20 protein-coding genes are annotated in these 19,607 nt (G+C 70.6%); 16 read left to right on the top strand and 4 right to left on the bottom strand.

Annotated elements, in window-relative coordinates; genetic code table 11:
- Positions 1 to 17: 17 nt before the first annotated feature.
- Both Q9R13_RS06045 and Q9R13_RS06040 read right to left on the bottom strand, forming a co-directional pair.
- Complete coding sequence (locus tag Q9R13_RS06045; protein ID WP_310964167.1) at positions 18 to 884, bottom strand: MBL fold metallo-hydrolase; 867 nt, start codon at positions 882 to 884, stop codon at positions 18 to 20.
- 18 nt (positions 885 to 902) lie between these two features.
- Entirely contained in the window at positions 903 to 1,856 is a 954-nt protein-coding gene (locus Q9R13_RS06040) for an esterase/lipase family protein (RefSeq protein WP_310964166.1), read from the bottom strand.
- Between the two features lie 161 nt (positions 1,857 to 2,017).
- Between Q9R13_RS06040 and hrcA the strand changes: the two genes are divergently transcribed.
- From hrcA to Q9R13_RS06020, 4 genes are all read left to right on the top strand, one after another.
- Positions 2,018 to 3,040 carry a heat-inducible transcriptional repressor HrcA gene (hrcA, locus tag Q9R13_RS06035; RefSeq protein ID WP_310965041.1) on the top strand — a complete coding sequence of 341 codons (1,023 nt, stop codon included), beginning with the start codon at positions 2,018 to 2,020 and terminating at the stop codon, positions 3,038 to 3,040.
- Between the two features lie 42 nt (positions 3,041 to 3,082).
- The gene (dnaJ, locus tag Q9R13_RS06030) at positions 3,083 to 4,252 is read left to right on the top strand and encodes a molecular chaperone DnaJ (RefSeq protein WP_310964165.1); all 1,170 of its coding nucleotides are present in this window, start codon (positions 3,083 to 3,085) and stop codon (positions 4,250 to 4,252) included.
- A 22-nt stretch (positions 4,253 to 4,274) separates the two neighbouring features.
- Positions 4,275 to 5,003 carry a 16S rRNA (uracil(1498)-N(3))-methyltransferase gene (locus Q9R13_RS06025; RefSeq protein ID WP_310964164.1) on the top strand — a complete coding sequence of 243 codons (729 nt, stop codon included), beginning with the start codon at positions 4,275 to 4,277 and terminating at the stop codon, positions 5,001 to 5,003.
- Positions 5,004 to 5,108: 105 nt separating this feature from the next.
- Positions 5,109 to 5,699, top strand: a complete 591-nt coding sequence (locus Q9R13_RS06020; protein ID WP_310964163.1) for a hypothetical protein — start codon at positions 5,109 to 5,111, stop codon at positions 5,697 to 5,699.
- A 22-nt stretch (positions 5,700 to 5,721) separates the two neighbouring features.
- Here the strand turns inward: Q9R13_RS06020 and Q9R13_RS06015 are convergent, their stop codons facing one another.
- Together Q9R13_RS06015 and Q9R13_RS06010 are read right to left on the bottom strand one after the other, a co-directional pair.
- Positions 5,722 to 6,678, bottom strand: a complete 957-nt coding sequence (locus Q9R13_RS06015; protein WP_310964162.1) for a Gmad2 immunoglobulin-like domain-containing protein — start codon at positions 6,676 to 6,678, stop codon at positions 5,722 to 5,724.
- Positions 6,675 to 7,244, bottom strand: coding sequence for an RNA polymerase sigma factor (locus Q9R13_RS06010; RefSeq protein WP_310964161.1), 570 nt, complete (start codon positions 7,242 to 7,244; stop codon positions 6,675 to 6,677). Before Q9R13_RS06010 ends, Q9R13_RS06015 begins: the two co-directional genes overlap by 4 nt.
- Before the next feature lie 152 nt (positions 7,245 to 7,396).
- Here Q9R13_RS06010 and Q9R13_RS06005 point away from each other — a divergent pair, with 152 nt between their 5' ends.
- From Q9R13_RS06005 to Q9R13_RS05950, 12 genes are all read left to right on the top strand, one after another.
- The gene (locus tag Q9R13_RS06005; RefSeq protein ID WP_310964160.1) at positions 7,397 to 8,428 is read left to right on the top strand and encodes a PhoH family protein; all 1,032 of its coding nucleotides are present in this window, start codon (positions 7,397 to 7,399) and stop codon (positions 8,426 to 8,428) included.
- Between the two features lie 7 nt (positions 8,429 to 8,435).
- On the top strand, positions 8,436 to 8,903 hold the full coding sequence (gene ybeY / locus Q9R13_RS06000) for an rRNA maturation RNase YbeY (RefSeq protein ID WP_310965040.1): 468 nt from the start codon (positions 8,436 to 8,438) through the stop codon (positions 8,901 to 8,903).
- The gene (locus Q9R13_RS05995; protein ID WP_310964159.1) at positions 8,900 to 10,261 is read left to right on the top strand and encodes a hemolysin family protein; all 1,362 of its coding nucleotides are present in this window, start codon (positions 8,900 to 8,902) and stop codon (positions 10,259 to 10,261) included. Before ybeY ends, Q9R13_RS05995 begins: the two co-directional genes overlap by 4 nt.
- Positions 10,258 to 10,596 (top strand): cytidine deaminase, encoded by a 339-nt coding sequence (locus Q9R13_RS05990; protein ID WP_310964158.1) that lies wholly within the window; start codon positions 10,258 to 10,260, stop codon positions 10,594 to 10,596. Before Q9R13_RS05995 ends, Q9R13_RS05990 begins: the two co-directional genes overlap by 4 nt.
- 94 nt (positions 10,597 to 10,690) lie before the next feature.
- Positions 10,691 to 12,055: an FAD-binding oxidoreductase gene (locus Q9R13_RS05985; RefSeq protein WP_310964157.1), complete on the top strand. Its 1,365-nt coding sequence runs from the start codon at positions 10,691 to 10,693 to the stop codon at positions 12,053 to 12,055.
- Positions 12,052 to 13,347, top strand: a complete 1,296-nt coding sequence (locus tag Q9R13_RS05980) for a cyclopropane-fatty-acyl-phospholipid synthase family protein (protein ID WP_310964156.1) — start codon at positions 12,052 to 12,054, stop codon at positions 13,345 to 13,347. The genes Q9R13_RS05985 and Q9R13_RS05980 overlap by 4 nt, the downstream gene beginning before the upstream one ends.
- 83 nt (positions 13,348 to 13,430) lie before the next feature.
- Positions 13,431 to 14,816, top strand: coding sequence for an HNH endonuclease signature motif containing protein (locus Q9R13_RS05975; RefSeq protein ID WP_310964155.1), 1,386 nt, complete (start codon positions 13,431 to 13,433; stop codon positions 14,814 to 14,816).
- Positions 14,817 to 14,866: 50 nt separating this feature from the next.
- Positions 14,867 to 16,006: a glycoside hydrolase family 43 protein gene (locus tag Q9R13_RS05970; protein WP_310964154.1), complete on the top strand. Its 1,140-nt coding sequence runs from the start codon at positions 14,867 to 14,869 to the stop codon at positions 16,004 to 16,006.
- Positions 16,007 to 16,021: 15 nt separating this feature from the next.
- Entirely contained in the window at positions 16,022 to 16,804 is a 783-nt protein-coding gene (locus tag Q9R13_RS05965; RefSeq protein ID WP_310964153.1) for a siderophore-interacting protein, read from the top strand.
- On the top strand, positions 16,797 to 17,726 hold the full coding sequence (gene era / locus Q9R13_RS05960; protein ID WP_310964152.1) for a GTPase Era: 930 nt from the start codon (positions 16,797 to 16,799) through the stop codon (positions 17,724 to 17,726). Before Q9R13_RS05965 ends, era begins: the two co-directional genes overlap by 8 nt.
- A gap of 108 nt (positions 17,727 to 17,834) precedes the next feature.
- On the top strand, positions 17,835 to 18,806 hold the full coding sequence (locus tag Q9R13_RS05955; RefSeq protein WP_310964151.1) for an ABC transporter ATP-binding protein: 972 nt from the start codon (positions 17,835 to 17,837) through the stop codon (positions 18,804 to 18,806).
- Positions 18,803 to 19,594 carry an ABC transporter permease gene (locus Q9R13_RS05950; RefSeq protein ID WP_310964150.1) on the top strand — a complete coding sequence of 264 codons (792 nt, stop codon included), beginning with the start codon at positions 18,803 to 18,805 and terminating at the stop codon, positions 19,592 to 19,594. Before Q9R13_RS05955 ends, Q9R13_RS05950 begins: the two co-directional genes overlap by 4 nt.
- Positions 19,595 to 19,607: the final 13 nt, after the last annotated feature.

The raw sequence follows: 19,607 nt of genomic DNA, 5'->3' as shown, positions 1-19,607 counted from the left end.
GGTCGCTGGCGCGGCGGTCACCGCACCTGCGGGAGCTGGCGAGCCGATCGTGGCAGCTGGGCGTAGCCCCGGCGTACCGCATCGGTGAGCTGCTCTGCCGGGTAGGGCCACTCGGCTGCGGACAACGCCTGGTCGACCGGTACGCCGCGGCCGGCCAGGTCGCGGATCGTGCCCGCCACCACGCCGATCGCGGCACGCTGCTCCTCGACGAAGTCGCGGCCCACCGGCGCGCCGTGGCCGGGTACGACGGCGGTGTCCGGGCCGATCAGCTCCAGCACCAGATCGAGGGTGGCCGGCCACTCCAGCGGATAGCAGTCCGAGCCGAAGCCCGGCACCGCCTCGCGGGCGGCCGACTCCTCGACCAGGTCGCCGGCGAGGAGGACGTCTGCGTCCGCGACCCGGACGACCAGGTCGCCCCCGGTGTGGCCCCGGCCGGGATGCACCAGCTCGACCTGCCGGTCGCCGAGGTCGATGGCAAGTGCCGAGGAGAACGTGCGCGAGGGCACGACCACTTCGGTGGCGGCGATGTCGGCGTGCTCGGGACGAGAGTCATCGGTCGCCGCCTGCGCACGGGTCGCGGTCGCGTGGCCGGGAAGCTCCGCGGCGGCGCCCTCGTGGCAGACCAGTTCGGCGCCAGCCCTGGCGAAAGCACCGTTGCCGAAGGTGTGGTCGAAGTGCGCATGCGTGTTGATCGCATTGCGGATCGGGGCCGGGGAGACGCGGCGGACGTCGGCCAGCACCTGCGCGCCGAGTCGGGCCGAGGCGTTGGTGTCGATGACCACCAGCCCGGCGTCGCCGGCCACCACTGAGACGTTGACGTCGAGGAAGTCATACCGGGCCGTCCAGCAGCGGTCGCCGATCTCGACGAAGGGAGCGCCGTTCACCCCGACGACACTAGGCGGTCAGTGGACGAAGCCGTTCACGGGCAGGGTGAGCCGACAGCGGAGCGGCTGGGCGTGGGCGGGATCGAGGGTGTTCAGCACGATCTGTGCCGCGTTGGGACTCGACGCGATCTCGAGGTGATCGGAGAAGTCGTTGGCGCAGCGGCTCTGCAGCAGGATGTTCGTCATGTTCGGGTGGCCGGGCTCGATGCCGCTGGTGTAAGGGATCACCACGTCGTCGTAGCGGGTGTAGATGTTGGTGTACTTCACCCCGGGGACGGCCACGCCGTACCTCCCGCTGCGCATCTGCTGCATGAATGGGGACCCGTTCACCATCTCCGGACAGGCGGCGCACACCGGGACGGTCTTGGCCGCGTCGAAGCCGTACGCCGCGCCCGCCGACATCAGCTGGCCGAGCGCGCTCACGCCCTCGCCGTGCCACACGGGGGCCAGCGATACGTAGTGGTCGACGAACCGCGCGCCGCCGAGAAACTTGACGTAGTAGTCGGGCATCAGGGTGCCCTGCGAGTGGCCGACCAGGTCGACCCTGGTGGCGCCGGTCCGGCGGAGCACCTTCGCGACGAAGTCCTTGAGCTCCTGGGCGCTGTCCTCGATCCTGCCCATCCCGCCGATGGCCACCGGGCTCGCACTCAGGGTGGGGGACACGCCGTAGGTCAGCGCGAAGACGCAGTAGCCGTGGTTGGCCAGCAGGGCTGCATAGGTGGCCCAGTTGGTGGCTGCGTTGCCGCCGGTCCCGTGCACCAGGATCACGGGGCGGGGGTGCCTGGCCGTCGGGCGACACGACCAGATGTTCTCGCCGGGTGCGCTGGCCGCGGTATTGGTCGTGAACGTGTTCTGCAGAAAGTTGTAGCTCACCGGGTACGGCGCGGCGGCGGCGTCGGCGGGACCGCCGGACAGCACTCCCGCCATGACCAGAACGGCAGCGGCCAGTCCTGCGAAGATCCGGAGCTTCATCGACACCTCTCACCCGGTCCGTCCCGCAAACGCGCCCGTCGCGCTGCGACGACCGGCCTGCGGACTAACGAGAACGACGACGTCGTGGTTACGGGCGGTAGGCTTGGCACTCCGGACGAATGAGTGCCAGCAGACTCGAGATGAGGGGGCCAGAGGTGTCGATGCACGAGGACCGCCGGCTCGCCATCCTGCGGGCCATCGTGGAGGACTACGTCGCGACCCACGAGCCGGTGGGCTCGAAGGCGCTGGTGGAGCGACACCAGCTTGGCGTTTCCCCGGCCACGGTGCGCAACGACATGGCCGCGCTCGAGGACGACGGACTGATCGCCCAGCCGCATACCAGTGCCGGCCGGATCCCGACAGACAAGGGATATCGGTTCTTCGTCGACCGGCTGACGACCGTCAAGCCGATGAGCCCTGCCGAACGGCGCGCGATCTCGTCCTTCCTCGAGGGGGCGCATGACCTCGACGACGTGGTGCAGCGCAGCGTCCGGCTGCTGGCACAGCTGACCCAGCAGGTCGCGATCGTGCAGTACCCCACGCTGGCGGGCTCGACGGTCCGTCACATCGAGGTCGTCACGATCTCGCCCTCCCGGCTGCTTCTGGTGCTGATCTTGTCGACCGGCCGGGTCGAGCAGCGCCTCGTCGAGCTGCCCGACGAGCTGGACGAGGCCACGATCGCGGACCTGCGCAGCCGGCTCAACCGGGCGGCGATCGGCGAGCGGATCAGCTCCGCGGTCACCGCGCTCGGGGATCTGCCCGAGCAGGTCGACCAGGTTCGGCGCACTCCACTCGCGATCGTGGTGAGCTCGCTGATCGAGGCGATGTCAAACCATCGCTCCGACGAGCGCGTGGTCGTCGGAGGCACCTCGAACCTGGCTCGGTTCGGCGATGGGTTCGAGACCACCGTCAAGCCGATCCTCGAGGCCCTCGAGGAGCACGTCGTACTGCTCAAGCTGCTCGGTCAGGCCAGCTCGACCGCCGCGTTGACCGTGCGCATCGGCCACGAGGGTCCCTTCCAGGAGCTGTCCAGCACCTCCGTGGTCGCCAGCGGCTACGGCCCGGGCGAGGATCGGGCCGGCGCCCTCGGCGTGATGGGGCCGACCCGGATGGACTACCCCGGCTCGATGTCCGCCGTCCGTGCCGTCGCCCACTACGTGTCGAGCTACCTCGACGAATCCTGACCACCCGACCAGACCCATCCGACCAGAGCGCCAAGAAAGCACATGAGCGATCCATACGTTGTTCTCGGCGTCGAGCGTGACGCCGACGCCGACACCATCAAGAAGGCCTACCGCCGGCTGGCCCGCCAGCTGCACCCGGACGTGAACCCTGATCCTGCGACACAGGAGCGGTTCAAGGAGGTTTCCGCTGCCTACGAGGTGCTGTCGGACCCCGAGAAGCGGCGGATGTACGACCTCGGTGGCGACCCGTTCGGCCGCGGCGGTGGCTTCGCGGGACAGGGCGCGGGGTTCTCCTTCACCGACATCATGGACGCCTTCTTCGGCGGCCAGCAGGGCGGCGGCCGAGGGCCCAGGCCGCGCTCCCGGCGTGGCCAGGATGCGCTGGTGCGACTGGAGATCGAGCTCGCCGAGGCCGCATTCGGTACCAGCCAGGAGCTCAAGGTCGACACCGCAGTGCTCTGTTCGAGCTGTCACGGCAGCGGCGCGGCGCCGGGCTCCCGGCCGGTCGCCTGCGAGACCTGCCACGGCCAGGGCGAGGTGCAGCACGTGCAGCGGTCGTTCCTCGGCGAGATCCGCACGCTCAGGCCGTGCGCGGCGTGCCGGGGGTACGGCGAGATCATCCCGGAGCCGTGCCGCGAGTGCGCCGGAGACGGCAGGGTCCGATCGCGCCGGTCGATCACCGTGAAGATCCCGGCCGGCGTCGACACCGGCACCCGCGTGCAGCTCGCCGGTGAGGGCGAGGTCGGCCCGGGAGGAGGCGCCGCAGGCGACCTGTACGTCGAGATCCACGTGCGGCCCCACCCCGTGTTCATCCGGGATGGCCAGGACCTGCGTTGCCACGCCTCCATCCCGATGACCGCAGCGGCGCTGGGCACCACCTTGCGGCTGCCGCTGCTCGAGGCGGACCTCCTCGATGAGGCGTCCCGGAGCGAGGACAGCGACGTGGAGTCCTGGGTCGACCTCGATGTCCGGGCAGGCACCCAGCCCGGCACCGAGCAGGTCGTCCGTGGCCGCGGCGTACCGCACCTGCGCACCGGCGCCCGCGGCGACGTGATCGTCACCATCGATGTCGAGACGCCCGCCAGGCTCGACGAACGGCAACAGGAGCTGCTCCGCGAGTTGGCCCAGCTCCGCAACGAGGAGTCGCCCGAGGGCAGGCTGCATCCCAACCGTCGGTCGGTGTTCGACCGGTTCAAGGACGCCTTCAAGTGAGCCCGCGACCGGCGTCCGTGCGATGACGCTCCCGGTCTTCTGGGCCCCCGACGCGGTGGCCGTGGTCGGTGCGACGGCACGGCTGGAGGGTGACGAGGCCCGGCACGCGGCGGTCGTTCGCCGGATCCGTCCCGGTGAGCAGGTCGTGCTCACCGACGGCGCAGGCACGGCCGCGGTGTGCGAGGTCACCACGGCGGCCCGGACCGTGCTCGAGGCGACCGTCCTGTCGGTCTCGCACGCCGAACGGCACCCGTTGCAGCTCACCGTCGTCCAGGCGATCCCGAAGGGCGACCGCGGAGAGCTCGCCGTCGAGGTGCTGACCGAGGTCGGCGTGGACCGGATCGTGCCCTGGTCGGCCGCCCGCTCGGTGGCGGTCTGGCGTGGCGAGCGCGCCCAGAAGTCGTTGGCGCGATGGCGCTCGACCGCCAGGGAGGCGGCCAAGCAGTCCCGGCGCTGGTGGTTCCCGGAGGTCGCCGATCCTGCCGGGACCCCCACGGTCACCGACCTCCTCGCGAGTGTCGACCTGGCCGTGGTGCTCCACGAGGACGCGCAGACCTCCCTGGGCTCCCTGGCGATGCCCGAGGCCGGTTCGGTCGTAGTCGTCGTCGGGCCCGAGGGCGGCATCGCACCCGAGGAGCTCGAGGCGTTCACGGGAGCCGCGGTGGTCCGGATCGGGCCCACGGTGCTGCGCACCTCGACGGCCGGTGTCGCCGCGGCCGCCGCCCTGCTGTCGCGGACCTCGCGCTGGTAAGTCGGTTTCGCCTCGCCGGGCCTTGCGCGGCGGTAGCGTGGACGGACTGCAGCTGAACGGGCGATCGTCCACGATCCGGGACCGGACGACCGGTGAGGAGCCAACGTGGACACGTCGTTGTTGACGGCACATCTCTTCGGGGTGGCGTTGCTGTTCGTGATGATCTCGATAGAGCTGGTGGCGCTGTACGGCGCACCGCGCGCGACGTCGGTCGGGCAACTGCGGGCCGCGCTGTACGCCGGACCCGCCATCGAGCGGATCGCTCCCGTGGCGACCCTGCTCATCGCCGGCACCGGCCTCTGGATGGTCGCGAGGATGAGCTGGATCGGCTTCGGCGACGCATGGGTCGTGCTCGCGATCGTCGTCACCCTGGCATTGGCGGTGGTGGGCAACGTGGTCCAGGGACGCAGGCTGGCCGCGATCGGCCGGGTGGCCGGCACCGCGCTGGACGGCGAGGTCCCCGCCGAGCTGGCGGAGCTCACCCGCGATCCGGTGTTGCACACCGCTGGTTGGGGCAGCACCGGCGCCGCGTTCGCGTTCCTGTGGCTGATGGTCGACCAGCCCGGCGCGATCGGCGCGATTCTCGCGTTCGTGGTCGGGCCGGCGATCGGCATCGCGATCGGCCAGGTCCTGCTCAGCCGGGCCGCGACCCCCGCGATCGCGGACAGCGGACGGGCTGGCGCGTCGGCGTCCTGACCGCGACCCGATCCGGACCGACTCAGCGGGGCAGGATCACGATGTCCTTGCTGTCCGACGTCACGTGGTGCCCCTTGCCCGACGGGTCGGTGTCGTGCACCACGAGCGTGTAGTTGCCGGGAGGCGCCTTCAGCTCGAACGCATAGGGCGACAGCGTGCAGCACTCGTTGGCGGTGGTGAAGCCGGACTTGACCACCTGCTCGCCCTGTCGCAGCTCCCAGACCACATTGCCCTCGAACGCCGCGGCGTGGCCGGTGATCACGTTGACGCTGCCCCCGCTGAGCTGGGCGCCCTCGGGCAGGGTGACCGAGACCGGTGAGAGCACCGAGTCGGCGGAGCCCTCGCGGACCGATCCGTCCAGCGGCTCCCCGAGGAGCCGGGACGCAGGCTGGCCCTTGATCATGAACCGCACGGCCACGGGCCGGGAGACGGTGTCGTCGACGGTCCACACGACTGCCTGGATGGCCTCGCGCGCGGTCGACCCGAGGGTCGGTCGGGCATCCGCGACGGCCGAGTCGTCGAAGTCGACCTCGACGCCGTTGCCGTCCTGACTCACCGAGGCACTGGTGCCGCGGGGGAAGCCGGTGTGGTAGTCGGGATCGTCGGGTAGGCCACTGAGGGTCTCGTTCACCGCGGCCTCGAGGTCGCTGCCCCGCACGTTCTTGACCGTGTGGTGCTCGGAGAACAGCCGGGAGCCGTTCGCCGTGGCGCCGAGGTAGTAGGCCACCACCGCGGCGGAGTGGCCGGTCGTCGACGAGGCGATCCGTGGCGCCTTGCCGTGGTGGTTGATCCACGCGACGCCGCCGGTGACGAGCACGATGGCGGCGACCGCGGCCGCCGTACCGGCGAACCAGTGCCGCGGCTCGGCGACGCGCCGATCCTCCAGGCGCGCCCGGATCTCGTCCACCCCGCGCTCCGGCCGTACGTCGGAGACCGCGTCGTGCAGGCGTTCCCGCATCCGGCCCTCGTGGTCGTTCATCGCAGGCTCCCTCCGTCGGGCTCCAGGGCCTCGCGCAGTGCCGAGGCGGCACGGGAGGCGTGGGTCTTCACCGAGCCCCGGGAGATCCCGAGGGTCTGGGCGATCTCGGACTCGGACAGGTCGAGGTAGTAGCGCAGCACCAGGACCTCGCGCTGGCGGCGCGGCAGTGCGGCGAGCGCGTCGAGGACCGCGGTGCGCGTCGAACGACTCAGGACCGACTCGTCGGCCCCCGGTGCCGTGTCGGTGCGCTCGGGACGCTGCCGGTCGACCACCTTGCGGTGTCGCAGCACCGAGCGGGAGCGGTTCACGACGGCCGTGCGCAAGTAGCCCGCGGCAGCCTCGCGATCCCGCAGCCGTGGCCATCGCCGGCACATGTCAACGAAGGCGTCCTGCACGACGTCCTCCGCGGTCTCGCGGTCGCGAACCAGCAGCACCGCGACCCGGACGAGCGTCGCGTAGTGCCGGTCGTAGAGCCCGACGAGCGCGACATCGACCGGGTCGGCCGGAGGCTCGGTCACCACCACGGTCACCCCCTGGGCCGGTCGGCTGCGCACGATGGACGTCACGCTACTTCCACGCGCGAGGCAGCGTGGGGGTTGACGCACGAAACCCGGCGGCAGGATCGGCCGGAGGTCAAACGGATGGAGCCCGATCGACTGCGCTGGGTAGCATGGCATCACCACCGGCTACCAGAAGGGCCGCCCCCGACGGGGCATCCATGACTGAATTGACAGACCCCGCCGCGGCGCACACCGTCGTGGTGCCCAACAGCATCAACATGGTGTCGCTGCTCGGTCCGGCCGACGCCCACTTGGGACTGATCGAGAAGTCCTTCGACGCCGACGTGCACGTGCGCGGCAACCGGATCACCCTGCACGGCGAGCCGGCCGAGGTCGCCCTGGTCGAGCAGCTGCTCGACGAGCTGGTGGCGATCATCCGCACCGGGCAGGGGATCAGCGAGGAGACCGTCGAGCGCGCCGTGGCGATGCTGCGGATGGAGACGCAGCAGGATGCGGCCCGGCCCTCCGAGATCCTCTCCCTCAACATCTTGTCCAACCGGGGCCGCACGATCCGGCCCAAGACGCTGAACCAGAAGCGGTACGTCGACGCCATCGACAAGCACACCATCGTCTTCGGGATCGGGCCCGCCGGCACCGGCAAGACCTACCTGGCCATGGCCAAGGCCGTCCAGGCCCTCCAGGCCAAGCAGGTCAACCGGATCATCCTGACCCGACCCGCGGTCGAGGCAGGTGAGCGGCTCGGCTTCCTGCCCGGCACGCTGAGCGAGAAGATCGACCCCTACCTGCGGCCGCTCTACGACGCGCTGCACGACATGCTGGACCCGGAGACGATCCCGAAGCTGCTGGCGGCCGGCACCATCGAGGTCGCGCCGCTGGCCTACATGCGCGGCCGGTCGCTCAACGACGCGTTCATCATCCTCGACGAGGCGCAGAACACCTCACCGGAGCAGATGAAGATGTTCCTGACCAGGCTCGGCTTCGGGTCGAAGATCGTGGTCACCGGCGACGTCACCCAGGTGGACCTGCCCAGCGGGGTGCACAGCGGGCTGCGCGTCGTGGAGGGGATCCTGGACAACATCAAGGACGTCTCCTTCAATCGGCTCACCGCCCACGACGTCGTGCGGCACCGGCTCGTCGGCGAGATCGTCGCCGCATACGACGAGTTCGACGCCCGGCGGCAGGAGCAGAGTCGGCCGGAGCGGCACGAGCTCCGTGGACACCGGTCGTGAGCGCGCGATGACCGTCGAGGTGCTCAACGAGTCGGGGGTGACCATCGACGCCCGCCGGACGCAGCGGCTGGCTCGCTTCGTCATGGACCGGATGCGCGTGCATCCGCTCGCCGAGCTCTGCGTGACGGCCGTCGACGAGGAGACCATCGCCGAGCTCAACGCGAAGTGGATGGACAAGGAGGGCCCGACGGACGTGCTGGCCTTCCCGATGGACGAGCTGCGCCCGGGCAAGGTCAACGAGGAGCCCGAGGAGGGCGTGCTCGGCGACTTGGTGCTCTGCCCGGTCGTGGCCGAGCGGCAGGCGGAGACCGCGGGGCACTCCACGACCGACGAGCTCGACCTGCTCACCGTGCACGGCATCTTGCACCTGCTGGGCTACGACCACGCCGAGCCTGAGGAGCACAAGGAGATGTTCGGCCTCCAGGCCCGGCTGCTCGGGGAGTGGCAGGGGTCGTCGGGAGGCCCCGAGAAATGAGGGCAGACAGTCCGGGCCTGCTGATCCTGGTCATCGGACTCGTCGTACTCGCCGGCGTGCTGAGCAGCGCCGACGCGGCACTCGCCTCGTTCTCGCGCGCCCGCGCCGAGGAGCTCACCCATGACCGCAGGCCCGGGGCGCGGCGGTTGCTCGACGTGCTCGACGACCCGGCGCCCGTGCTCAACACCGTCCTGTTCGCGCGCAGCCTCTGCGAAACCGCGGCGGTGGTGGTGATCACCCTGATGATCACCGGGAGCTACGGCCGGAGCGCAACCGCGATCGTGGTGGCGGTCGCGGTGATGGTGGTGATCTCGTTCGTCGCGGTGGGGGTCGGCCCGCGCACCCTCGGCCGGCAGCACTCGGAGCGGATCGCCCTGGTTGCCGCGGGGCCGATGTTGCTCCTGTCCCGGGTGCTCGGTCCGGTGCCTCGGCTGCTGATCCTGCTCGGCAACGCGCTGACGCCGGGGAGGGGGTTCTCCGCCGGTCCGTTCGCCTCCGAGGCGGAGTTGCGCGAGATGGTCGACCTCGCCGAGGCCTCCAGCGTCATCGAGTCGGGGGAGCGGGAGATGATCCACTCCGTCTTCGAGCTCGGCGACACCAGCGTGCGCGAGGTGATGGTGCCGCGCACGGACGTGGTCTACATCGAGCGGCACAAGACCCTGCGCCAGGCGATGTCGCTGTTCCTGCGCACCGGGTACTCCCGGGTGCCGGTGGTGGGGGAGGACCTCGACGACATCGTCGGCTTCGCCTACCTCAAGGACATCTCCCGACGCGTCTTCGACCGTCAGGACGCCCAGAGCACCGAGCACGTCGACACACTGATGCGGCCGGTGCTGCATGTGCCGGACTCCAAGCCGGTCGACGACCTGCTCCGCGAGATGCAGGCCGCGCGCCGGCACATCGCCGTCGTGGTCGACGAGTACGGCGGCACCGCGGGGCTGGTCACCATCGAGGACGTCCTGGAGGAGATCGTCGGCGAGATCACCGACGAGTTCGACCCCGACGAGGTGCCGGTGGAGTCGCTCCCCGACGGCTCCACCCGAGTCTCGTCGCGCTTCCCGGTCGACGATCTCGACGAGGTCGTCGGGATCACCCTGGACGAGGAGACCGTCGAGGACGTCGACTCGGTGGGCGGCCTGATGGCCAAGCACCTCGGGAAGGTTCCGATCCCCGGATCGGTCGTCGAGGTGGGCGGCCTGATCTTCGAGGCGGAGGGCACCACCGGGCGTCGCAAGCGGATCGGCACCGTGCTGATCACACCGTTGCCGACCAGCAGGTCCGACCACGCCGACCACGCCGACCACGCCGGCCACACCGGCACGCTGCCCGACCGGACCTCCCTAGACTCGCCCGCATGAGCGATCTGAGCGCCGAGGACCACAAGCTCGTCGTACTGGCCCGGGCCACCCGCGCCCGCACTGGCGCCGCCCACGGCGCCGCGTTGCGCGACCTCGACGGGCGGACCTACGCGGGCGCGACCGTGGAGCTGCCGTCGTTGCAGGTCTCAGCGGTCGGGGTCTGCATTGCGATGGCTGTCGCCAGTGGCGCTAAGGGAGCCGAGGCGGTGGTGGTGCTCGGCGCGGACGATCCCGCCGCCGAGGACCTGGCCGCGCTCCGCGACTTCGCCGGTGCGGGGGTGCCTGTGCATGCAGGCGACCCCAGCGGGGCACTGAAGTCGACGCTGATCAGCTGACGCCCCTACGGCCGGGAGTGGCTAGGGTGGATCCCGTGTCTCGCGGTGGACCCCGACTGGTTGTTGCCTGCAAAGGTTTGTCTAGGCTGTGCCCATGGGTTTGAGGGGACCGGATCAGCATCTCGTCGCCGTGCGACGGCTGCAGGACTCGTACGCCGAGGTCCCCGCGGGCGCACCGGTGCGGCTGCGGAAGAAGACCTCCAACCTCTTCCGTCCTCGAGAGTCCGCGGGCAACGCCGGGTTGGACGTGAGCGGCCTCGACGGCGTGATCGCGATCGACCCACAGGCACGCACCGCCGACGTGCAGGGGATGTGCACCTACGAGGACCTGGTCGACGTGACCCTGGCGCACGGGATGATCCCCAAGGTGGTCCCGCAGCTGCGCACCATCACCCTCGGGGGCGCGGTCACCGGGCTCGGCATCGAGGCAACCAGCTTCCGCAGCGGGCTGCCGCACGAGTCGGTGCTGGAGATGGACGTCTTCACCGGCGCCGGCGAGGTGGTGACCTGCACCCGCGCCAACGAGCACAGCGACCTCTTCTGGACCTTCCCCAACTCCTACGGCTCGCTCGGGTACGCCACCCGGCTGCGGATCGAGCTGGAGCCGGTGCCGGCGTACGTCGCGCTGCGCCACGTCGCCTTCGACGACGCCACCCGGCTGGCCGACGCGATCACGGAGATCGTGGCGACCAGGAGCTGGGACGGGCAGCGCGTCGACGGCCTCGACGGAGTCGCGTTCGCGCCCGGGGAGTACTACCTCACCGTGGCCACCTTCACCGACGCCGGCGGAGCCACCAGCGACTACACCGGCCAGCAGATCTACTTCCGCTCGATCCAGCAGCGGCCGACCGACCTGCTCACCATGGAGGACTACCTGTGGCGTTGGGACACGGACTGGTTCTGGTGCTCGGGTGCGTTCGGTCTGCAGAACCCCACCGTGCGGCGGCTGTGGCCGCGCCGGTTCAAGCGCTCCGATGTCTACCACCGGCTCGTCGGCCTCGACACCAGGTTCGGCATCGCCGACCGACTCGACCGGCGCGCGGGCCGGCCGCAGCGTGAGCGGGTGATCCAGGACGTCGAGGTGCCGGTCGGCCGGCTCCGGGAGTTCCTGGACTGGTTCGACGCGGAGGTGGGCATGCGTCCGGTGTGGCTGTGCCCGCTGGTGGCCAGGGACCCGTGGCCGTCGTACCCTCTGCGGCCGGACGAGACCTACGTCAACGCCGGATTCTGGGGGACCGTGCACGTCGGGCCCTCGGCCGCCGAGGCGCCGACCAACCGAGCCATCGAGGCGAAGGTCCACGACCTCGACGGCCACAAGTCGCTCTACTCCGAGGCGTTCTATGACGCCCACACCTTCGACGCGCTCTACAACGGCGCCCACCTCGCTGCGGTCAAGAAGCGCTACGACCCCGAGGACCGGCTGATCACCCTCTACGACAAGGCGGTACGACGACGATGACCCAGCGCACTTCGACGATGAACCTGGCCGAGGCGTTCAGCACCCTGCTCGCCGGCGAGCTGCCGTTCCGGTTCACCGCGTACGACGGCAGCAGCGCCGGACCCGCGGACGCACCCTTCGGGATCGACCTGCGCAACGAGCGGGGGCTGTCCTACCTGGTCAGTGCGCCCGGCGACCTGGGCCTCGCCCGCGCCTACGTCCAGGGGGACCTGCACCTGGTCGGCGCGCACCCGGGCGACCCCTTCGAGGCGCTGATGCTCGTCAAGGGGAACCAGCACGGCCTGAAGTTCCGCAGGCCCTCGCCCGCTGAGGCGGTCGCGCTGCTCCGCGCCGTGGGGCTGAGCCGGCTCAAGCCGCCACCCGTCCCTCCGCAGGAGCATCTGCCTCGGTGGCGGCGGGTGATGGAGGGCATGCTGCACTCCCCGGAGCGCGACGCCGAGGTGATCCACCACCACTACGACGTGTCGAACCGGTTCTACGAGATGGTGCTGGGCCCATCCATGACCTACACCTGTGCGCTGTTCCCGACCGAGGAGACGACTCTCGACGACGCGCAGTTCGCCAAGTACGACCTGGTCTGCCGCAAGCTCGGCCTGCGCCCAGGGATGCGGCTCCTCGACGTCGGCTGCGGCTGGGGCGGCATGGTCAGGCACGCCGTCCAGCACTACGGCGTGACCGCGCTCGGCGTCACCCTCTCGGCTGAGCAGGCATCCTGGGGCCAGGAGCGGATCAAGGAGCTGCGCCTGGACGACCGTGCCGAGGTGCGGCACATGGACTACCGCGAGGTCGTCGAGAGCGGCTTCGACGCGGTGAGCTCGATCGGCCTGACCGAGCACATCGGCGTGGGCAACTACCCGGCGTACTTCGGCTTCCTGCGCAGCAAGCTCAGGCCGCATGGCCGGCTGCTCAACCACTGCATCACCCGCCCACACAACCAGAAGACGCACACGGGCGCGTTCATCGACCGCTACGTCTTCCCCGACGGCGAGCTCACCGGCTCGGGCCGCATCATCACCGAGGCGCAGGACGCCGGCCTCGAGGTGCAGCACGAGGAGAACCTCCGGCCGCACTACGCCCGCACGCTCGCCGGCTGGAACCGCAACCTGGTGGCTCACTGGGACGAGTGCGTCGCCGAGGTCGGTGAGGCCACCGCGCGGGTGTGGGGTCTCTACATGGCCGGGTCGCGGATGGGCTTCGAGACCAACGAGATCCAGCTCCACCAGGTGCTGGCGACCAGGACCGACGACCGCGGGGGCAGTGGCTACCCGCTGCGCCACGACTGGGTGGGCTGAGCGTTGCGGCTGGCGGATTCGCCTTGTGGGTAAGGGGATTCGGCTCGATCGATACTGTCCGTGGTCGCGTCTAGAGTCGTCTCATGGTCTCGGGGAGCAGCGTTCGCGGCGATGTGTCGGTTGCGGGTGCGGTGCTGGCCGGGATCCGGGCGGACCAGGAGGTCGTGCAGGCGGCCGAGGCTTCCAAGCTGGCCGGGGTGCTGGCTTGGTGTGAGCTGCATGTGACCGAGGACCCGGACCGGGCAGCCACCTGGGGTGAGGCCCCGGTCCGGCTCGGGGGCGTCGGGTGTCCGTGGGTCGGTGAGTTCACCATCACCGAGCTCGCGGCCGGGTTGGGGTTGTCGTTGACCGGGGCCCGGTCGCTGGTCTCCGATGTGGTGGAGCTGGCGTTCCGGCTCCCGCGGTTGTGGGCGCGGGTGCAGGGCGGGGAGGTGGCGGCGTGGCGGGCACGCCGGATCGCCGAGCAGACCCAGGCCCTCTCGATCGAGGCCGCGGGGTTCGTCGATGCTCAGGTCGCCGGGTTCGCCGCCCGGATGGGCGCCACTGCGGTGGAGCGGCTGGTCGCCGAGGCGGTGGGCCGGTTCATGCCCGACCTGGCCGCCGAGCAGCGGCGGCTGGCGGCGGACGGTCGCCGGTTCGACATCGATCACCAGCAGGTCTCCTTCGCCGGGACCAGCCGGGTCGAGGCCGAGCTGGACCTGGCCGACGCGCTGGACCTGGACGCCGCGATCGCCGGGCTCGCCGCACGCCTGATGGACCTGGGCAGCGACCTGCCGTTGGACCAGCGCCGGGCGCTGGCAGCCGGGGAGCTGGCCCGCCGCCAGCTCGCCCTGGACCTGGACACGGGAACCGGTACCGGCGCCGGCACTGGCGCCGGCACTGGCGCCGACACGGTGGACCAGCCCGCCGAGGCTCGGCCCGATGTCCGGGCCGCCCAGAGGCGCGGTCGCCGGGATCTGATCCTGTACGCGCACCTGTCCGCCGACGCGATCCACGGCACCCCGACCTCGACCGACGGCACCCTCGCGGACGCCATGGTCAGGCTGGAGGGACACCGCGATCCGGAGATCACCCTGGACACGCTGCGGGACTGGCTGACGATCCCCGGCGATGTCCACATCACGATCCGCCCGGTGATCGATCTGAACGCCGACCTGACCAGCACCAGCCGGTTCGCCACCGGCCTGCACCGCGAACAGGTCATCCTGCGCGACCGCACCTGCGCCGCACCCCACTGCAGCCGCCCGGCCCGACACCTCGACCTGGACCACATCGAGGCCTGGGACGACCACGGCCCACCCGGGCAGACCAGATCGAAGAACCTCGCCGCGCTATGCCGACACCACCACCGAGCCAAGACACTGACCAGCTGGACCTACCAGCAGCTACTCCCCGGCGTGCTCCTCTGGAAGACCCCACACGGGCTGCGCCACCTCACCTGCGCCGGCCACACCATCAACCTGGACTGAAGACAGCCCGAATCTGCTCCGTAGCGGCGCCGGGCTGGGACACTTGCCCGGTGCATTTGTCCGTGTCCTCGCTGCGCCACGTCGTGGTACTGCTCGCGTGCCTGTGCGTCGTCGGCGTGCTCGTCCCGGCCGCCCAGGCGCAGACCAGCAGGCCGGACCCGTTCGGGAGCGACCCGTTCCGGGCCGGGCTGCCCTACCGCGGCGACTTCCCGGACCCGGCGGTGCTGCGCGTCGGCCGCACCTGGTTCGCCTACGCGACCACGACCGGCGGACTGAACCTGCCCGTGCTCACCTCCCACGACCTGGTGCGCTGGCGGGCCGACAAGCAACGACGCGGAGCCGACAGTCCCGACGCGATGCCGGCCGTCGCGCGCTGGGCCTGGTCGCGGCCGGTCGGCGACCGGATGGTCGGGATGAACTGGGCGCCGTCGGTCGCCCGCATCGCAGGCCAGTACGTCGCGGCGTACGCCACCCGGCTGCCGGGGCACCGGTTCAAGATGTGCATCTCGGTGGCGACCAGCGCCTCCGCGCGCGGGCCGTTCGTGGACCGCAGCCACGCGCCCCTGGTGTGTCCGAGGCGACGCGGAGCCATCGACCCGCAGCTGTTGATCGAGCACCACAAGGTGTGGCTGCTCTACAAGACCGAGGACATCAGCATCGGCCGGCCCACTCGCCTGTGGGTGCAGCGCCTCGGCGCGCGCGGGCTGCACGCCACCGCCGCGGCACCGACCAAGCTGCTCACGGCGCGGGGACCGGCGACCTGGGAGAACCAGGTCGTCGAGAACCCCTCGATGATCGTCGTGCACGGGCGGCACTACCTCTTCTACTCGGGCAACGGCTGGGGCAGCAAGCAGTACGCCGTCGGCTACGCGCTGTGCGACGGCGTCAAGGGACCGTGCCAGCGACCGACCACGACGCCGCTGATCGCGACCAACGCACAGATCAACGGGCCCGGCGGTGGCTTCGCGTTCCTCACGAAGCGCGGTCGGCTACGACTGGCCTACCACGCCTGGGACAAGGGATTCACCCACTACCCGCGCTCCGACCGGTGCCGCGGCACGGAGAAGGGCTGCGCCCAGCGTCGGATGCACGTGGCGAGGTTGCACGTGGGTGCGGATGGGTTGCTGTCGGCGGCCGACCTGGGCCTGGAGCCGGCTCGCGCCCCGAAGCGGGTCGCGCAGGTCAACTGACATAGCCTTAGCCCGGTGAGCTCCCGCCCTGGATCGTGCACCGCCGAGGTGGTGCGCCGCGAGCAGCTCTCGCCGCACCTCGTGCGGATCGTGCTCGGGGGACCGGGGCTGCGGTCGTTCGCCAGCACCGGAATCCCCGATGAGTGGGTCGGCCTGGTGGTTCCCGGTCAGTTCCAGTCCCGCTACTACACGGTCCGCTCGTGGTCCGACGGCGAGCAGCCGGAGATGGTGCTCGACGTGGTCGTGCACGAGCAGGGCCTGGTGACCGAGTGGGCCCAGGGCGACTGCGTGGGTGACACAGTCACGATCACCGAGGCCAAGGGCTCCTTCGCGCTGCCCGACGACGCCGGCTGGGTAGTGCTGGTCGGCGACCTCACCGCGCTCCCGGCGATCGCGCGGATCCGCGAGCACCTCGCCGACTTCGACGGCCCGGTGCGCTCCTGGGTGGAGAGTGGCGACGGGCCACTGCCCGGCTATCTGGCCGAGGGCGACTGGCTCGAGCCGCCCGAGGTCGGGGTCTCCGGCCTGGCCGCGTTCGTGGCGTCGCTGGACTGGCCCGAGGGGCCGGGCTACTTCTGGATGGCGGGGGAGTCGGCGCAGATGCGCGACATCCGTCGATCGGTACGACGAGAGCTCGGCTGGGACTCGCACCACCACGACCTGATGGGCTACTGGAGCAACAGCCGCGGACGGGCGGTCCGGGCGGTCGACCCGGCGCCGATCTATGCGCGCGGCAAGGCAGCGGGCAAGACCGACGAGGAGATCTGGATGGACTACGACGAGGCGCGACGTGACTAGCCCGGAACAGGCGTATCGCAGCGGCTTCGCCTGCTTCGTGGGACGTCCCAACGCCGGCAAGTCGACCCTGACCAACGCCCTGGTGGGCAGCAAGGTCGCCATCACCTCGTCACGGCCACAGACCACGCGCACCGCGATCCGCGGCATCGTGCACCGGCCCGACGCCCAGCTGGTGCTGGTCGACACCCCGGGGTTGCACCGCCCGCGCACGTTGCTCGGTGAGCGGCTCAACGACCTGGTGAAGTCCACTTGGGCGGAGGTCGATGTGGTGGCGGTCTGCTTCCCGGTGGACCAGAAGCCGGGCCCGGGTGACCGGTTCCTGGTCAACGAGCTGGGCAAGGCGCGTCGTTCCACGAAGATCGCGGTGGCGACCAAGACCGACTTGGCCAGCCCCGACCAGATCGCTTCGCACCTGATGGCCATCGACGCCCTGGGTCGGGAGACCGGCACGGAGTGGGCAGAGATCGTGCCGGTCTCGGCCGTGGCCGGCGACCAGGTCGGCCTGCTCGCGGACCTGCTGGTCGCGAGGCTTCCCGAGGGTCCGCCGCTGTATCCCGATGGGGATCTGACCGACGCGCCGGAGGAGGTGCTGGTCGCAGAGCTGGTGCGTGAGGCCGCCCTCGAGGGGGTCCGCGACGAGCTCCCGCACTCGATCGCCGTGGTGGTCGAGGAGATGGGACTGCGGCCAGGCCGCGCTGCGGACAAGCCGCTGCTCGACGTCCACGCGAACCTCTACGTCGAACGGTCCTCGCAGAAGGGAATCGTGATCGGGCACCAGGGATCCCGGTTGCGTGAGGTCGGCTCGGCCGCACGCAAGCAGATCGAGGCGTTGCTGGGGACACCGGTCTACCTCGACCTCCACGTCAAGATCGCCAAGGACTGGCAGCGCGACCCGCGCCAGCTGCGCAAGCTCGGCTTCTGAGCGGGCCGCCGGGCCGGACCTGGCCGCCGCGGATCGCTGACATTTGTCACCCCCAGGTCGTGACGCAGGCACGAGGCGCGGCGGGGGTCGGTGGCCGATGCTGGAGCCATGGCAGAGAAGACAGCAACGGGGTCGGCGTCCACAGACGCGATCGGCCCCCGGCCGAGAGTGGGCGCCGACGCCGTACGGCTGACGGCGGTGACCAAGCACTTCGGCGCCGTGCACGCCGTGCGCGGCATCGACCTGACGATCCAACCCGGTGAGATCGTCGCCTTCCTGGGCCCCAACGGCGCCGGGAAGACCACCACGATCGACATGCTCCTGGGGCTGTCGAAGCCCACCGCGGGCAGCATCGAGATCCTGGGCATGCAACCGCGTGCGGCGGTGGCCCGTGGACTCGTCTCCGCGGTGATGCAGACCGGCGGCCTGCTCAAGGACCTCACCGTCCGGGAGACGGCCCGCTACATGGCGAGCCTGTTCAGCACCGCCGGCGACGTCGATGATGCGCTGGCGCGGGCGGGGATCGCGAGCATCGCCGACCGCAAGGTGCAGAAGTGCTCCGGCGGCGAGCAGCAGCGGCTCCGCTTCGCCCTGGCACTGCTGCCGGATCCGGCACTCCTGTTGCTCGACGAGCCCACTACCGGCATGGACGTCGAAGGACGCCGGGCCTTCTGGTCGACCATCCGCGAGGACGCTCAGCTCGGTCGCACCGTGCTGTTCGCGACCCACTACCTCGAGGAGGCCGACCAGTACGCCGACCGGATCGTGCTGGTGAGCCACGGACGGGTCGTCGCGGACGGCAGCGGCTCGGAGATCAAGGCGCTCGCCTCCGGACGGACGGTGCGCGCCACCTGGGAGAACGTCGACACCTCCGCACTGTCCGCGCTCGGGGGTGTGGACAGCGTCGAGGTGCGTGGAGACCAGGTCTTCGTGCACACCAAGGACAGCGACGCCGTCGCCCGCCACCTGCTGACCCAGACCTCCGCGCGGGACCTGGAGATCACCGCCAAGGGCATCGAGGATGCCTTCCTGAGCCTGACCGGCGGACCCGACACCGACCACGAAGGAGCAGTCCAGTGAGTGCCGTGCAACCAGGTCTGAGCGCCGAGTCCCGGACCCTGCCGCGCTTCGGCGGCATCAACCCCACCCTGTTCGGGATCGAGCTGCGCCGGATGCTGCGCAACCGGCGCCTGGTGATCTTCGCGCTGCTCTTCCCGTTGTTGATGTACTTCGTGTTCTCGAACCAGAAGTACGGCGACAACCGGATCGGCTCGGGCAACGTCGCGGCCTTCATCCTGGTGAACATGGCGCTGTACGGCGCGGCGCTGACGTCGGCCTCGATCGGCTCCATGGTCGCCATGGAGCGCGCCCAGGGCTGGAGCCGACAGCTGCGGCTCACCCCGCTCAACCCCGCGTCGTACATCGTGCTGAAGGCGCTGGTCGCCCTGGTGATGGGCGCTGTCGTGATCGTCGTGGTCAACGTGGTCAGCGCCACTCACGGCAACGCCCAGATGCCGACCGACGTGTGGGTCTACTGCGCCGTGCTCACGATGTTCTGCACCCTGACCTTCGCGGCGCTGGGCGTCTTCATCGGCTACATCGTCCCCGGAGAGAACGCGATGCAGATCCTCGGGCCCGGCCTGGCCGCGCTGTCGTTCCTGGGCGGCGTGTTCATCCCGCTGAGCCAGTACAGCTCCACGATGCTGCACATCGCCTACTGGACCCCGATGTACGGCGTCTCCGAGATCGCCCGCGCCCCCCTGACCCATGAGCTGCCGTGGTACTCCGTGGTCAACGCGGTCGGGTGGCTGGTCGTCTTCGTCGCAGGCGCTGCCTGGCGGATGAGCAAGGACACCGCCCGGGTGTGACTACCGTGACCCC

The sequence above is a fragment of the Nocardioides marmorisolisilvae genome, from assembly GCF_031656915.1.
In the GTDB taxonomy this organism is placed as follows: Bacteria; Actinomycetota; Actinomycetes; order Propionibacteriales; family Nocardioidaceae; genus Marmoricola; species Marmoricola terrisoli.
The sequence above is the reverse complement of the archived record's forward strand: the minus strand, read 5'-3'. Positions and strand labels throughout refer to the sequence as shown.

Bases quoted from the DNA above. Each gene is read 5' to 3' on its own strand.
- Q9R13_RS06040 (WP_310964166.1), bottom strand. From the start codon at position 1,856: ATGAAGCTCCGGATCTTCGCAGGACTGGCCGCTGCCGTTCTGGTCATG.
- hrcA (WP_310965041.1), top strand. From the start codon at position 2,018: ATGCACGAGGACCGCCGGCTCGCCATCCTGCGGGCCATCGTGGAGGAC.
- dnaJ (WP_310964165.1), top strand. From the start codon at position 3,083: ATGAGCGATCCATACGTTGTTCTCGGCGTCGAGCGTGACGCCGACGCC.
- Q9R13_RS06025 (WP_310964164.1), top strand. From the start codon at position 4,275: ATGACGCTCCCGGTCTTCTGGGCCCCCGACGCGGTGGCCGTGGTCGGT.
- Q9R13_RS06015 (WP_310964162.1), bottom strand. From the start codon at position 6,678: ATGAACGACCACGAGGGCCGGATGCGGGAACGCCTGCACGACGCGGTC.
- Q9R13_RS06005 (WP_310964160.1), top strand. From the start codon at position 7,397: ATGACTGAATTGACAGACCCCGCCGCGGCGCACACCGTCGTGGTGCCC.
- ybeY (WP_310965040.1), top strand. From the start codon at position 8,436: ATGACCGTCGAGGTGCTCAACGAGTCGGGGGTGACCATCGACGCCCGC.
- Q9R13_RS05995 (WP_310964159.1), top strand. From the start codon at position 8,900: ATGAGGGCAGACAGTCCGGGCCTGCTGATCCTGGTCATCGGACTCGTC.
- Q9R13_RS05990 (WP_310964158.1), top strand. From the start codon at position 10,258: ATGAGCGATCTGAGCGCCGAGGACCACAAGCTCGTCGTACTGGCCCGG.
- Q9R13_RS05985 (WP_310964157.1), top strand. From the start codon at position 10,691: ATGGGTTTGAGGGGACCGGATCAGCATCTCGTCGCCGTGCGACGGCTG.
- Q9R13_RS05980 (WP_310964156.1), top strand. From the start codon at position 12,052: ATGACCCAGCGCACTTCGACGATGAACCTGGCCGAGGCGTTCAGCACC.
- Q9R13_RS05975 (WP_310964155.1), top strand. From the start codon at position 13,431: ATGGTCTCGGGGAGCAGCGTTCGCGGCGATGTGTCGGTTGCGGGTGCG.
- Q9R13_RS05955 (WP_310964151.1), top strand. From the start codon at position 17,835: ATGGCAGAGAAGACAGCAACGGGGTCGGCGTCCACAGACGCGATCGGC.